Annotated in this window: 17 protein-coding genes; 16 read left to right on the forward strand and 1 reads right to left on the reverse strand. The window is 67.5% G+C overall.

The features are described 5' to 3' along the window. Positions 1–27 precede the first annotated feature (27 nt). Together C4B30_RS17025 and C4B30_RS17030 are read left to right on the forward strand one after the other, a co-directional pair. Complete coding sequence (locus tag C4B30_RS17025) at positions 28–276, forward strand: type II toxin-antitoxin system Phd/YefM family antitoxin (RefSeq protein WP_027783115.1); 249 nt, start codon at positions 28–30, stop codon at positions 274–276. After that, the gene (locus tag C4B30_RS17030; protein ID WP_027783114.1) at positions 273–659 is read left to right on the forward strand and encodes a type II toxin-antitoxin system VapC family toxin; all 387 of its coding nucleotides are present in this window, start codon (positions 273–275) and stop codon (positions 657–659) included. The genes C4B30_RS17025 and C4B30_RS17030 overlap by 4 nt, the downstream gene beginning before the upstream one ends. Positions 660–685: 26 nt before the next feature. Here the strand turns inward: C4B30_RS17030 and C4B30_RS17035 are convergent, their stop codons facing one another. Continuing rightward, a complete protein-coding gene (locus C4B30_RS17035; protein ID WP_105132738.1) occupies positions 686–1612 on the reverse strand; it encodes a LysR family transcriptional regulator in 927 nt (308 codons plus the stop codon). 141 nt (positions 1613–1753) lie between these two features. Between C4B30_RS17035 and C4B30_RS17040 the strand changes: the two genes are divergently transcribed. From C4B30_RS17040 to C4B30_RS17105, 14 genes are all read left to right on the forward strand, one after another. Beyond that, entirely contained in the window at positions 1754–2227 is a 474-nt protein-coding gene (locus C4B30_RS17040) for a CidA/LrgA family protein (RefSeq protein WP_105132760.1), read from the forward strand. Positions 2228–2240: 13 nt separating this feature from the next. After that, positions 2241–2963 carry an LrgB family protein gene (locus C4B30_RS17045; RefSeq protein WP_105132739.1) on the forward strand — a complete coding sequence of 241 codons (723 nt, stop codon included), beginning with the start codon at positions 2241–2243 and terminating at the stop codon, positions 2961–2963. A 252-nt stretch (positions 2964–3215) separates the two neighbouring features. Next, entirely contained in the window at positions 3216–3716 is a 501-nt protein-coding gene (gene fliL, locus C4B30_RS17050; RefSeq protein WP_199779075.1) for a flagellar basal body-associated protein FliL, read from the forward strand. A 22-nt stretch (positions 3717–3738) separates the two neighbouring features. Beyond that, entirely contained in the window at positions 3739–4737 is a 999-nt protein-coding gene (gene fliM, locus C4B30_RS17055; RefSeq protein ID WP_027783109.1) for a flagellar motor switch protein FliM, read from the forward strand. Then, positions 4730–5218 carry a flagellar motor switch protein FliN gene (gene fliN, locus C4B30_RS17060; RefSeq protein WP_027783108.1) on the forward strand — a complete coding sequence of 163 codons (489 nt, stop codon included), beginning with the start codon at positions 4730–4732 and terminating at the stop codon, positions 5216–5218. Before fliM ends, fliN begins: the two co-directional genes overlap by 8 nt. Continuing rightward, complete coding sequence (fliO, locus tag C4B30_RS17065) at positions 5215–5790, forward strand: flagellar biosynthetic protein FliO (protein WP_027783107.1); 576 nt, start codon at positions 5215–5217, stop codon at positions 5788–5790. The genes fliN and fliO overlap by 4 nt, the downstream gene beginning before the upstream one ends. Positions 5791–5826: 36 nt before the next feature. Beyond that, positions 5827–6588 carry a flagellar type III secretion system pore protein FliP gene (gene fliP / locus C4B30_RS17070; RefSeq protein WP_027783106.1) on the forward strand — a complete coding sequence of 254 codons (762 nt, stop codon included), beginning with the start codon at positions 5827–5829 and terminating at the stop codon, positions 6586–6588. 17 nt (positions 6589–6605) lie between these two features. Beyond that, positions 6606–6878, forward strand: coding sequence for a flagellar biosynthesis protein FliQ (gene fliQ / locus C4B30_RS17075; protein ID WP_006401718.1), 273 nt, complete (start codon positions 6606–6608; stop codon positions 6876–6878). Positions 6879–6901: 23 nt separating this feature from the next. Then, a complete protein-coding gene (fliR, locus tag C4B30_RS17080) occupies positions 6902–7684 on the forward strand; it encodes a flagellar biosynthetic protein FliR (RefSeq protein WP_089499361.1) in 783 nt (260 codons plus the stop codon). Between the two features lie 183 nt (positions 7685–7867). Next, positions 7868–8872, forward strand: a complete 1005-nt coding sequence (locus C4B30_RS17085; RefSeq protein ID WP_027783103.1) for an ABC transporter substrate-binding protein — start codon at positions 7868–7870, stop codon at positions 8870–8872. A 114-nt stretch (positions 8873–8986) separates the two neighbouring features. Then, positions 8987–9784 carry an ABC transporter ATP-binding protein gene (locus tag C4B30_RS17090; RefSeq protein ID WP_027783102.1) on the forward strand — a complete coding sequence of 266 codons (798 nt, stop codon included), beginning with the start codon at positions 8987–8989 and terminating at the stop codon, positions 9782–9784. A 38-nt stretch (positions 9785–9822) separates the two neighbouring features. Continuing rightward, positions 9823–10680 carry an ABC transporter permease gene (locus C4B30_RS17095; protein WP_105132741.1) on the forward strand — a complete coding sequence of 286 codons (858 nt, stop codon included), beginning with the start codon at positions 9823–9825 and terminating at the stop codon, positions 10678–10680. Positions 10681–10768: 88 nt separating this feature from the next. Beyond that, positions 10769–12136 (forward strand): sensor histidine kinase, encoded by a 1368-nt coding sequence (locus C4B30_RS17100; RefSeq protein WP_027783100.1) that lies wholly within the window; start codon positions 10769–10771, stop codon positions 12134–12136. Positions 12137–12149: 13 nt separating this feature from the next. Continuing rightward, a complete protein-coding gene (locus C4B30_RS17105) occupies positions 12150–12827 on the forward strand; it encodes a response regulator (protein WP_027783099.1) in 678 nt (225 codons plus the stop codon). Positions 12828–13069: the final 242 nt, after the last annotated feature.

Below are 13069 nucleotides of genomic sequence, written 5' to 3' on the forward strand. Positions count from 1 at the left end.
TAAACTTAGTTCATTTGAGGGATGGCCATGCAGACCTACAACATGCATGACGCGAAGACGAACCTGTCGCGTCTGATCGACGAGGCAGTTCACGCGGGTGAACCCTTCGTGATCGCGAAGGCCGGCAAGCCGCTCGTCAAGGTTGTGCCGATCGATGCGCCCGAGGCGACCCGGCCGCCCAGGATCGGCTTCATGAAGGGGCAGATCGTGGTGCCGGCCGACTTCGACACGATGGGTGACGAGGCCATCCGGAAGCTGTTCGAGGGCGACGCGTGAAACTGCTGCTCGACACGCACCTGATTCTTTGGGCGGCGGCGGACGCGGCCGAATTGCCGGATCGTGCCCGTACGCTCATCGAGGATCCCGCCCATGCCCTGTTGTTCAGCGTCGCCAGTCTCTGGGAGATCGTGATCAAGCGCGGGCTCGACCGCGACGATTTTCAGGTCGATCCGCACGCGCTGCGTCGCAATCTGCTCGACGCCGGCTACGTCGAATTGCCGATCACGAGCACGCATGTTCTCGCAGTCGAACAACTGCCGGCAGTGCATCGCGATCCGTTCGATCGACTCCTGATTGCTCAGGCGATTTCGGAAGGCGTCACGTTGCTCACGCACGACCATACGGTGGCCCGGTATCCGGGCCCGATTCAGCACGTCTGATTTACGCCGAGCCAGGGCGCCACCCTTCATTCCCGCGCCCGCAATCCGCCAAACGCGAGATCGTCGCCCGGCGCGAGCGGCAGCGTCGCCCGCGCAACGTCGAGCCATGCCCGCGCCGCGTGCGACAGGTAACCTTTCTTCAGCCAGCCGAGCGCGATCGCCCACGTGATTTCCGGCTCGACGATCGGCCGGCACGTGAACTGGCCCGCGTCGAGCCGCCGGCAATACGGCTCGGGCAGCAGCGCGATGCCGACGCCCGCATGCACGAGCGCGGCCATGAAATCCCAGTGGCCGCTGCGGCTCACGATCGACGGCGTGAAACCGGCCTGCCGGCACGCATCGAGCACCGCATCGTGCAGCGCGAGGCTTTCCGCATAGAACACGAACGATTCGCGCGCGAGATCCGCGAGCGGTACGGCCGCGTGCTCCTCCCAGCGCGACTCGCGCGGCGCGACGAGCCACAGCGGCGCGCGCACCATCGGCAGCCGCTCGAACGTGCCGGGATCGACCGGCTCGAGCAGCCCGCCGAGCTCCAGCTCGCCCGACGTCAGCGCGGCCTCGATCATCCGCGCGCCCTGCTCGAACAGCTTCAGCTCGATGTTCGGATAGCGCTGCTTGTAGGCGGCGATGATCGGCGTGAACAGCGAACCGCCGAGCGGCGGAACGCCGATGGTCAGCTCGCCGCGTCCGAGCGTGCCGAGATCGTTCAGCTCCGATTGCAGCTGCGCCTGCGCGGCGAGCACGTCCTGGCCGCGCTGGAACACGATCCGCCCGGCGTCGGTCAGCACCATCTGCCGGCCGTCGCGCAGCAGGAGCGGCGAGCCGATCTCGTCTTCCAGCGCCTTCACCATCTTGCTGATGGTCGGCTGCGTGACGAACAGCTTGTCGGCCGCCGCGGTGAAGCTCTGCTGGCGAACCACCTCGACGAAGTACCGCAGCGCGCGCAATTCCATCGATCACTCCCCAGATTGGTGCGGCAACATCAAAATGAATTCCGAAATGGAATGACAAGGATAGAGACAAGTCATTTTATTTATGGTTAGGGGAAACCCTATACTGACGCCATCGACCGAAACATCTGGATGGAGCCCGTCATGAACAAGCCGACCGCCACTGCCGCCGCCCGCCCTGCTGCATCGGGCAACCTCGCGCACACCGGCCGGATCGTGCTGCAGGCCGCCGCGCTCGGCGTGCTGTGGATGGCGGTCGACTGGGCCGTGCGCAAGGTCGGGCTGCCGATTCCGTCCGGCGTGATCGGCCTCGCGGTGCTGCTCGTGCTGCTGTTCTCGGGCCGCGTCGCACCGGCATGGGTGAAGGACGGCGCAAACTGGCTGCTCTCCGACATGCTGCTGTTCTTCGTGCCGGCCGCCGTCGCGGCCGTGCAGTACGGCGGGCTGTTTCGCGAGGACGGCTGGCGCATCGCGCTGGTGATGCTCGCCGGCACCGCGTTCGTGATGGTCGCGGTGGCCGTGGCGGTCGATCTGGCCGCGAAGCTCGAACGTCGGCTCGCCGCGCAGCGCGCCTTCGCCGAGCGCCGCCGTACGCGCCTGAGCGCCGTCGCTCACTGAGCCGGAGCCGCCCATGCTCGCCGCGCTTTCGACCCTGCACGCCGACCGCGTGAATACCGCGATCTCCGTCGGCTGCTTCGTGCTGACGGTCGTGCTCTATTTCGCGTCGAAGCGGCTCTATGCGTACAAGAAGACGCTGCTGTTCTCGCCGCTCGTGTTCGTGCCGGGCGTGCTGGTGCTGCTCGTGCTGCTGACCGGCATCCCGTACTCGGTCTATTTCCGCGACACGCGCTGGCTGATGTGGCTGCTCGGCCCGGCGACAATCGCGTTCGCGGTGCCGATCTACGAGTATCGCGAGCTGATCCGCCGCCACTGGCTGTCGCTGTCGGTCGGCGTCGCGGTCGGGATCTCCGCGGGCGTATGCGGGTCGCTGCTGCTCGCGAAGCTGCTGCACCTGTCGCCCGAGCTGCAGCGCTCGCTGATGACGCGCTCGGTGTCGACGCCGTTCGCGCTCGCCGTGTCGGACAAGATCCACGCGCCGAAGGATCTCACGGCGCTCTTCGTGATCGCGACCGGCATCTGCGGGATGCTGCTCGGCGAACTGGTGCTGGCGCTCGTGCCGATGCGCACGCGGCTCGCGCGCGGCGCGCTGTTCGGCGCGGCCGCCCACGGCGTGGGCACGGCGAAGGCGCGCGAGATCGGCAGCGAGGAAGGCGTCGTGTCGAGCCTGACGATGATGATCGCGGGCGTCGCGATGGTGCTGATCGCGCCGCTGCTGTCGCTGTTGCCGATCTGACGATGCACGGGGCGGCGGCAACCGCCCGCCCAGCCGTTCTGCCCGCTCGCTCCGTCTGACGGCCCGACTCCCGCCCGCGCTCCGCCCCCATCTCTCGTTTTCCCCGCCGTTGCTGCCCGGCATCGAGCCGACACCCGGCCGAGCATCGGGACAATCGGCTGAGATAGCCGCAATTCCCCCCTCTTTTCCGCCCATCGGCCTCGGCCCGGATGCCGAACAATGCATGCTACGAGACATCACGCACGCATTCACATGGCCACGACCGCAACCCCGACCGCCGACAAGCCGGCTTCATCCGGCAAGTTCAAGCGCATCGCGCTCATCGCCGTCATCGCGCTGGGCGCGGCCGCCGCCGCCGCCGGCGGCATGTACGTGTTCCTGGGCAAGGCAGGCGTCGGCCATGCGAGCGCGCCCACCGAGCCGGCGCCGCTTGCCGCGCCGGCGTTTTTCGCGCTCGACCCGCTGACCGTGAACCTGCAGTCCGACGACGGCGCGCAGCACTACCTGCGCGTCGGCCTGTCGCTGAAGCTCACCGACCCGAAGGCGCAGGAGCAACTGACCGCGCGGATGCCGGAAATCCGCAGCCGGATCCTGCTCGCGCTGTCGAACAAGCATCCCGAGGAACTCGCGACGCCGGACGGCAAACGTTCGCTCGCGAACGAGCTGCGGGACCTGATCGAGCAGCCGACGCAGCCGGGCAACCAGCGCGCGAAGGTCGACGACGTCCTGTTCACCGAGTTCGTCGTCCAGTAACGCGGCCGAGAAAGGAGCGCGTATGGGTCACCAGGAGTTCATGTCCCAGGAGGAGGTCGATGCCCTCCTCAAGGGCGTCACGGGCGAAACCGATGCGGTCGACGAGCAGCGCGACACATCGGGCGTCCGCCCCTACAACATCGCGACGCAGGAGCGAATCGTCCGCGGCCGGATGCCCGGCCTCGAGATCATCAACGACCGCTTCGCGCGCCTGTTGCGGATCGGCATCTTCAACTTCATGCGGCGCACGGCGGAAATCTCCGTGAGCCAGGTGAAGGTGCAGAAGTACAGCGAATTCACCCGCAACCTGCCGATCCCGACGAACCTGAACCTCGTGCACGTGAAGCCGCTGCGCGGCACGTCGCTGTTCGTGTTCGACCCGAACCTCGTGTTCTTCGTCGTCGACAACCTGTTCGGCGGCGACGGACGCTTCCACACGCGCGTCGAGGGCCGCGATTTCACGGCCACCGAGCAGCGGATCATCGGCAAGCTGCTGAACCTCGTGTTCGAGCACTACGCGAGCGCGTGGAAGAGCGTGCGGCCGCTGCAGTTCGAATTCGTGCGCTCGGAAATGCACACGCAGTTCGCGAACGTCGCGACGCCGAACGAGATCGTGATCGTCACGCAGTTCTCGATCGAATTCGGACCGACGGGCGGCACCCTGCACATCTGCATGCCGTACTCGATGATCGAGCCGATCCGCGACGTGCTCAGCTCGCCGATCCAGGGCGAGGCACTCGAAGTCGATCGCCGCTGGGTGCGCGTGCTGTCGCAGCAGGTGCAGGCCGCCGAGGTCGAGCTGACCGCGAATCTGGCCGAGATCTCGTCGACGTTCGAGAAGATCCTGAACCTGCGCGCGGGCGACGTGCTGCCGCTGGAGATCGAGGACACGATCACCGCGAAGGTCGACGGCGTGCCGGTGATGGAATGCGGCTACGGAATTTTCAATGGTCAATATGCGTTGCGCGTGCAGAAGATGATCGGCGCGAGCGATTCGATGAAGGAAGGTGGATATGAGTGAGCTGAACCAGACGCCCGACGACGACATGCAGGCGATGGCCGATGCAGCCCTCGCGGCATCGGCCGCCGACGCGCAGGCGCCGGCCGCGGCAGAGGAAGATCCGGGCATGGACGACTGGGCGGCCGCGCTCGCCGAGCAGAACGAGCAGCCGGTGCAGGTGGGTGCGACGGGCGCCGGCGTGTTCCAGCCGCTGTCGAAGGCCGCAGCGAGCTCGACGCACAACGACATCGAGATGATCCTCGACATCCCGGTCAAGATGACCGTGGAGCTCGGCCGCACGAAGATCGCGATCCGCAACCTGCTGCAGCTCGCGCAGGGGTCGGTCGTCGAACTCGACGGCATGGCCGGCGAGCCGATGGACGTGCTCGTGAACGGCTGCCTGATCGCGCAGGGCGAGGTCGTGGTGGTCAACGACAAGTTCGGGATTCGCCTGACCGACATCATCACGCCGGCCGAACGCATCCGGAAGCTGAATCGTTGAACATCGTGATGCCCGTCCAGCGCGCATGCGGCGCGATCTCCGCGACGGCGCTTGCCGTCGCCGCGGCGATCGCGTGCGCGCCGGCAAGCGCCGCCGACATGAACGCCGTCAACCACGCCGGTTCGATCGCGTCGAGCGTGACGGTCGGTTCGGCCGCACCGTCGCTCGGCATCGGCGCGGTGCTGCAGACGCTCGTCGGGCTCGCGGTCGTGATCGGCCTCGTGTTCGCGTGCGCATGGCTCGCGCGCCGCTTCGGCTTCCAGCCGGCGCGGCGCGGCGGCCCGCTGAAGGTCGTGTCGAGCGTCGGGCTCGGCGCGAAGGAAAGCGCGACGATCGTCGAGATCGGCGACACCTGGCTCGTGCTCGGCGTCGCGCCGGGCAACGTGCGCCTGCTGCATACGCTGCCGGCCGGTTCGGCGGCGGCCGCCGCGACCGCGGGTTCGACCTCGGCCGACGCGTCCGCCGGCGGCAATGCGTCCGACGCCGGCTTGCCCGGCACGTTCGGCTCGCGGTTTCGCGACGCGCTCGCGAGCGAAGCCGCGAAACGCCTCGGTCGCGGCAAGGACCGCTGACATGGCGCCGCGCCCTTTTTCCGACCTCGCATTCCGATGAAACACGCAATCCTGCGGCGCGCGGCGCGCATCGCGCCCGTGCTGATCCTCTGTCTCGCCCCGGCGCTTGTCTACGCGCAGGCGAACGGCCTGCCCGCGTTCAACGCGAGCCCGGGCCCGCACGGCGGCACCACCTATTCGCTGAGCGTGCAGACGATGCTGCTGCTCACGATGCTGTCGTTCCTGCCCGCGATGCTGCTGATGATGACGAGCTTCACGCGCATCATCATCGTGCTGTCGCTGCTGCGCCAGGCGCTCGGCACCGCGACGACGCCGCCGAACCAGGTGCTCGTCGGCCTCGCGATGTTCCTCACCTTCTTCGTGATGTCGCCGGTGCTCGACCGTGCGTACAACGACGGCTACAAGCCGTTCTCCGACGGCTCGATGCCGATGGAGCAGGCCGTGCAGCGCGGCGTCGCGCCGTTCAAGACCTTCATGCTGAAGCAGACCCGCGAGACCGATCTCGCGCTGTTCGCGAAGATCTCGAAGGCCGCACCGATGCAGGGCCCCGAGGACGTGCCGCTGTCGCTGCTGGTGCCCGCGTTCGTCACGAGCGAGCTGAAGACCGGCTTCCAGATCGGCTTCACGGTGTTCATCCCGTTCCTGATCATCGACATGGTTGTCGCGAGCGTGCTGATGTCGATGGGGATGATGATGGTGTCGCCGTCCACCGTGTCGCTGCCGTTCAAGCTGATGCTGTTCGTGCTGGTCGACGGCTGGCAGCTGCTGATCGGCTCGCTCGCGCAGAGCTTCACGTAAGCGGAGGAACACGCGCGATGACGCCCGAACAAGTGATGACGCTGGCGCACCAGGCGATGATGGTCGGCCTGCTGCTCGCGGCCCCGCTGCTGCTGGTCGCGCTCGCGGTCGGCCTCGTCGTGAGTCTGTTCCAGGCCGCGACGCAGATCAACGAAGCGACGCTGTCGTTCATCCCGAAGCTGCTCGCGGTTGCCGCGACGCTCGTGATCGCCGGCCCGTGGATGCTGACGACGATGCTCGACTACCTGCGGCAGACGCTGCTGCACGTCGCGACGCTCGGCGCCGGCTGAGCGGCGCGCAGCACCCGGCGGCGATGTTCTCGGTTACCTACGCGCAGCTCAACGGCTGGCTCACGGCGTTCCTGTGGCCGTTCGTGCGGATGCTCGCGCTCGTCGCGACCGCGCCCGTGGTCGGCCACGCGGCGGTGCCCGTGCGCGTGAAGATCGGTCTGGCCGCGTTCATGGCGCTGGTCGTCGCGCCGACGCTCGGCGCGATGCCGGACGTCACCGTGTTCTCCGCGCCGGGGATCTGGATCCTCGTCACGCAGTTCCTGATCGGTGTCGCGATGGGCTTCACGATGCAGCTCGTGTTCGCGGCCGTCGAGGCGGCCGGCGACTTCATCGGGCTGTCGATGGGCCTCGGCTTCGCGACCTTCTTCGATCCGCACACGAGCGGCGCGACGCCGGTGATGGGCCGCTTTTTGAACGCGGTCGCGATGCTCGCGTTCCTCGCGGTGGACGGCCACCTGCAAGTGTTCGCGGCGCTCGCCGCGTCGTTCCAGTCGCTGCCGGTGTCGGGCGACCTGCTGCACGCGCCCGGCTGGCGCACGCTCGCCGCGTTCGGCGCGACCGTGTTCGAGATGGGGCTACTGCTCGCGCTGCCGGTGGTGGCGGCGCTGCTGATCGCGAACCTCGCGCTCGGCATCCTGAACCGCGCGGCGCCGCAGATCGGCGTGTTCCAGGTCGGTTTTCCGGTGACGATGCTGGTCGGGCTGCTGCTCGTGCAGCTGATGGTGCCGAACCTGGTGCCGTTCGTGTCGCATCTGTTCGACATGGGGCTCGATGCGATGGGGCGTGTGCTGATCGGGTGGCGCTAGGCGTCTGGCCGGCCCCTTTCACCCTCCCTCGGCGTCTGTCACCCCGTTCCGGCCCTCCGTTGCTGGAAAACCCCTAAAGGTTCAGCCAACCCGCGAAAGGTTGCAGAAGGTTTCTCCTCCCTATACTCGTCGTGACGATGCAGCAAGCATCGCGCCATGAATACAACGAACGGAGACGACCCCATGCGACCCATCCTGCGCACCCTCGCCGTTGCAGCCAGCCTGAGCTGCGCGCTCGCCGCTCACCCTGCTCTCGCCGACGACGGCGGCAAGATCACGATCATGGTCGGCGGGATCGCGAAACTGATCTATCTGCCCGCGCGGCTCACGCAGGAGCTCGGCAACTTCAAGGCCGAAGGGCTCGACGTCGAGCTGCTGTCGCAGCCGGCCGGCGTCGACGCCGAGAACGAACTGCTCGCGGGCGCCGTGCAAGGCGTCGTCGGCTTCTACGACCACACGGTCGACCTGCAGAGCAAGGGCAAGGACGTGAAGGCGATCGCCGTGTTGTGCCAGGTGCCGGGCGAAGTCGAGATGGTGTCGACCAAGGCCGCGCCGACGTTCAAGTCGATGGGCGACGCGAAAGGCAAGACGCTCGGCGTGACGGGCCTCGGCTCGTCGACGAGCTTCCTCACCCAATACCTCGCGCTGGCGCACGGCGTGCCGTCGACTCAGTACACGATGCTGCCGGTCGGCGCCGACGCGAGCTTCATCGCCGCGATCAAGCAGAGCCGCATCGACGCCGGGATGACGACCGAGCCGACGGTGTCCGCGCTCGAGAAGATGGGCGATGCGAAGGTGCTGGTCGACATGCGCACCGTCGACGGCACGCGCGCCGCGCTCGGCGGCACCTACCCGGCCGCGAGCCTGTACGTGCAGTCGGCCTGGGCCGACGCGCACAAGGCGGAGGCGACCAAGCTCGCGCACGCGTTCGCGAAGACGATGCAGTTCATCCACACGCACAGCGCCGAGGAAATCGCCGCGAAGATGCCCGCCGACTACCAGAAGGACAAGGCGCTGTACGTGGCCGCGCTGAAGGCGTCGCTGCCGATGTACACCGCCGACGCGAAGATGCCGGCCGACGGCCCGGCGACGGTGCTGAAAGTGCTGTCGGCGTTCAATCCGTCGGTGAAGGGCAAGCACATCGATCTGGCGCGCACGTACACGAACGACTTCGTGAACGCGAAGTAAGCAGCGACGCCGGCGGCGGCGATCCCGCCGCCGTGCGTTCCCCGTTCCGGCCCGGTTGACCGGCCCGGCGCCGCCGCAGCACGCGGCGCTCTCCTCACCCGCAGGACGAATGCGATGAATCAGGCAGTTTCTCCGAGCACACCGGCGATCGAATTTCGCAATGTGTCGTGCCGCTTCATTTCGCCGGAAGGCAAGGCCACCGTCGCGTTGCGCGACTTCAGCATGAGCGTCGCGCGCGGCGAATTCGTCGCGATCGTCGGCCCGACCGGCTGCGGCAAGTCGACGACGCTGAACCTGATCACCGGGCTGCTCAAGCCCGTGTCGGGCGACGTCCGCGTGATGGGCCGCCCGGTCGACGGGATCGACCCGCGCATCGGCTTCGTGTTCCAGGCCGACGCGGTGTTCCCGTGGCGCAACGTGATCGACAACGTCGCGGCCGGCCCGCTGTTTCGCGGCCGCTCGAAGGACGTCGCGTATGCGCAGGCCGAGGAATGGATCCGCAAGGTCGGCCTCGACAAGTTCACGAAGCACTACCCGCACCAGCTCTCCGGCGGGATGAGAAAGCGCGTCGCGCTCGCGCAGACCTTCATCAACCAGCCGGAAATCCTGCTGATGGACGAGCCGTTCTCCGCGCTCGACATGCAGACGCGCACGCTGATGCAGGACGAGCTGCTGCAGCTGTGGTCGGCGAACAAGGGCTCGGTCGTGTTCGTCACGCACGATCTCGAGGAAGCGATCGCGCTCGCCGACCGCGTATTCGTGCTGACCGCACGCCCCGCGACGCTCAAGCGCGTGTACGAAATCGATCTGCCGCGCCCGCGCGTCATGTCGGAAGTGCGCTACGACGCGCGCTTCATCGAAATTTCCAAGGACATCTGGCACGACCTGCGCGAAGAAGTGCAGATCGGCTGACGCATACGCCGCACGGCAAGAACAGCAAGGACAGGAGCATGACCGACATGACGATTCCCACCACCGCCCTTCCGGCGACGACGCTCGAGGACGACGAGCGCGCCGCGCAACGCCGGCTGCGCCGCCGGCGCAATCTGATCGTCACGCTGCGGATCGCCGTGCTCGTGATCGTGCTGGGCGGGTGGGAACTCGCCGCACGGCTGAAGTGGATCGATCCGTTCTTCTTCTCGATGCCGTCGCTGATCTTCGAGCAGATCCAGGACTGGTTCGTGAACGGCACGTCGCAAGGCCCGCTGCTCACGCAGGTGTGGGTCACGCTCGAGGAAACCGCGATCGGCTTCCTGATCGGCTCGGTCGCCGGCGTGATCTGCGGGATCGTGCTCGGCCGCAACAAGCTGATGGCCGACGTGTTCGGCCTGTACATCCAGATCGCGAACTCGATTCCGCGCGTCGTGCTCGGCTCGGTGTTCGTGATCGCGCTCGGCCTCGGGATGGCGTCGAAGATCGCGCTGGCCGTCGTGATGGTGTTCTTCGTGGTGTTCGGCAACGCGTTCCAGGGCGTGCGCGAAGCCGACCGCTACCTGATCGCGAACGCGCAGATCCTCGGCGCGTCGCGCCGGCAGATCACCACGTCGGTCGTGATCCCGTCCGCGCTGAGCTGGATTCTCGCGAGCCTGCACGTGAGCTTCGGCTTCGCGCTGGTCGGTGCGGTGGTCGGCGAATTCCTGGGTTCCAAGCAAGGGATCGGGCTGTTAATCTCCACGGCCCAGGGCGCGTTCAACGCAAGCGGCGTGTTCGCGGCGATGATCGTGCTGGCCGTGGTCGCACTGGCCGCCGACTACCTGCTGACGCGAATCGAGAAGCGGCTGCTGAAGTGGCGCCCCGCAGCGTTCTGAACGCTGGCGGCCGACGCCTGACATGACACCTCCGACCGCGCCGGCGACCCCGGCGCGGTTCGGCATTTCCGAGAAGGAGCGCAACAGGATGGCGCACAGCCTGCGCGGGCGGTTGCTGTGGTGGCTGCTGCTGCCGCTCGCGGTGTTCGTGCTGATCGCGGGCGCGATGTCGTACGACACCGCGCGGACCACGGCCGGGCTCGTGCAGGACAGCGCGCTCGTCGCGTCCGCACGCACGATCGGCGAGGACGTCGAATGGCGCAACGGGCGGCCGGCGGCCGACGTGCCGCCGGCTGCGCTGGAGATTTTCGAGTCGCCGTCGGGCGACTCGGTGTTCTACAAGGTGATCGACGGCCACGGCCGCCTGCTCGCCGGCAATCCCATGCTCGACGTGCCCGCGCGGCACGGCATCGAACCGACGACGTACGACACGTCGTTCGACGGCGTGCCGCTGCGCGCGGTGGCCTACGATCGCCAGCTGTACGACGAGGGGCAGGTCGAGACGGTCACCGTGGTCGTCGCGAAGACGACGCGTTCGTACGGCGCGATGGTCGCCACGATCTGGCGGCCGCAACTCGTGCGCCTGTCGCTGATGCTGGTGCTCGCGGTGGTGCTCGTCTATCTCGGCCTCACCCTCGAGCTGCGCCCGCTGATGAAGCTGAAGGACGACGTGGCCGATCGCGGGCCGATGGAGCTGGAGCCGATCCGCCCCGAGCGGCTGCAGCACGAACTGCGGCCGATCGTCGACGCGATCAACCAGTGCATCGCGCGGCTCAACACGCATACGGCCACGCAGCGCCGCTTCATCGCGGATGCCGCGCACCAGTTGCGCACGCCGATCGCGGTGCTCGATACGCAGATCCAGTACGCGCAGCAGCGCGGCAACGACGATCGTGAACTCGCGTCGGTGCTCGACAGCATGCAGCGCAGCAGCCGCAAGATGGCCGACGTGACCGACAAGCTGCTGCTGCTCGCGCACGCGGAAGCGACGCCGCCGACGCTGCTGACCCACCGCGTCGACCTCGCTGCGGTGGTGTCGAGCGTGCTGGAAGAGACGATCGTGCTTGCGCAGCGGCGCGACATCGACCTCGGCGCCGATCTCGGCGAGCGGCTCGACGTCGCGGGCAGCGACAGCCTGCTCACCGCGCTGGTGATGAACCTCGTCGACAACGCGGTGCGCTACACGCAGCCGGGCGGCTGCGTGACGGTCGCCGCGCGGCGCGACGGCGACGCGATCGTGCTCGACGTGGTCGACGACGGCCCCGGCATCCCGGCCGAAGCGCGACCGCACGTGTTCAAGCGGTTCTACCGCGTATCGGCCGATACCGAAGGCTCGGGCCTCGGGCTCGCGATCGTGCGCGAGATCGCGCAGGCGCACGGCGGCAGCGCGTCGCTCGCGCCGGGGCCCGGCAATCGCGGTATCGTCGTGACCGTGCGGTTGCCCGCTTTCGATTGAAGAGAACGCCGTCATGAAACTTTTGCTGGTCGAAGACAACGCCGAGCTCGCGCACTGGATCGTGAACCTGCTGCGCGGCGAGGATTTCGCGGTCGACTGTGTCGGCGACGGCGAACGGGCCGACACGGTGCTCAAGACCGAACGCTACGACGCGGTGTTGCTCGACATGCGCCTGCCCGGCATCAGCGGCAAGGAAGTGCTCGCGCGGCTGCGGCGCCGCAACGACAACGTGCCGGTGCTGATGCTGACCGCGCACGGCTCGGTCGACGACAAGGTCGACTGCTTCGGTGCGGGTGCCGACGATTACGTCGTGAAGCCGTTCGAGTCGCGCGAGCTGGTGGCGCGCATCCGTGCGCTGATCCGCCGGCAGGCCGGCGTCGGCACGACGCAGCTCGTGTGCGGCGATCTCGTCTATGCGTTCGGTACGCGCGAATTCCGCTGCGGCGACGCCGTGCTCGCACTGCGGCGCCGCGAGCACGCGATCCTCGAAACGCTGATGCTGCAGCAGAACAAGACGGTGTCGAAGTCGCGGCTGATGGACAGCGTGTTCGCGCTCGACGACGAGCCCAGCGCCGACGCGATCGACATCTACATCCACCGGCTGCGCAAGCATCTCGCGGGCAGCACGGCCGAGATCATCACGCTGCGCGGGCTCGGCTACATCCTGCGCATGAAGAGCGCGCACGATTGACGGGCCGCTTGCGCGGCCCATCATATCGATTCGTATCACGAATCGTCATCGAAGCCGGCGAGGCGCCCGGCGCAATCGCTTCCGCGCGCCTGCCCGATCCACGATTATTGCGCGTTCGGTGTTTTCACCGATCGGATTCTTGCGTCGGGGAAAGCGTCGTGAAGGATTGCACCCTCTACGATGCTACGCGTCGGCCCTCTCGCTGTGGCCGGCAAGAGTCGGCATACATTACGTACTGCCAA

The organism is Burkholderia sp. BE12 (assembly GCF_002959955.1).
GTDB lineage: Bacteria > Pseudomonadota > Gammaproteobacteria > Burkholderiales > Burkholderiaceae > Burkholderia.